Source organism: Photorhabdus heterorhabditis, from assembly GCF_018448905.1.
Classification (GTDB): Bacteria; Pseudomonadota; Gammaproteobacteria; order Enterobacterales; family Enterobacteriaceae; genus Photorhabdus; species Photorhabdus heterorhabditis.
Genome location: NZ_RCWA01000174.1, coordinates 1 through 639, shown reverse-complemented (window position 1 = coordinate 639; position 639 = coordinate 1). Strand labels below are relative to the sequence as shown.

General features: G+C 38.7%; 1 protein-coding gene. It reads left to right on the top strand.

Annotation, left to right across the window (positions count from 1 at the left end; translation table 11 throughout):
- A partial coding sequence (locus EAE89_RS23145; RefSeq protein ID WP_214086685.1) for an IS30 family transposase occupies positions 1-610 on the top strand: 610 nt, incomplete at its 5' end.
- Positions 611-639: the final 29 nt, after the last annotated feature.

Below are 639 nucleotides of genomic sequence, written 5' to 3'. Positions count from 1 at the left end.
AGAGGGGGGTGATTTATGGCAACATCTGCGAATTGCCAGAAAACCCTATCGTAAACGCTATGGTCGCTATGAAAAAAGAGGCAAAATTAAAAATCGGGTCAGTATTGATGTTCGACCAGAAGTCGTTGATAAAAAAGAACGTATTGGCGACTGGGAAGGTGATACGATAGTGGGGAAAGATAAAAAAAGTGTCTTATTAACCCTGGTTGACCGCAAAACGTTGTATACCATAATTGTTAAACTTGATAGCAAGCGGGCATCAGAAGTAGCAAAAGCGGTAGTGAAAGCATTATACCCGTTAAAACAAAGGGTTAAGACCATCACATTCGATAACGGTTTGGAGTTCGCAGAGCATGAAATCATGAGTAAAAAATTAGAAACCCAAATTTATTTTGCTCACCCTTACTCGCCTTGGGAAAGAGGGATAAATGAGAATATCAATGGACTCATCAGACAATACTTTCCAAAGGGAACTGATTTTAATAAAGTCTCTGATCAGGAAATCAATTTTGTGGTAAACCGATTAAATAATCGCCCCAGAAAAACACGGGGAGGGAAAACACCGAATGAATTATTTAAAGGAATACGAACATGTTTACTTCCGGATTAACGATGTTGCACTTATTATGTGAATCCAAG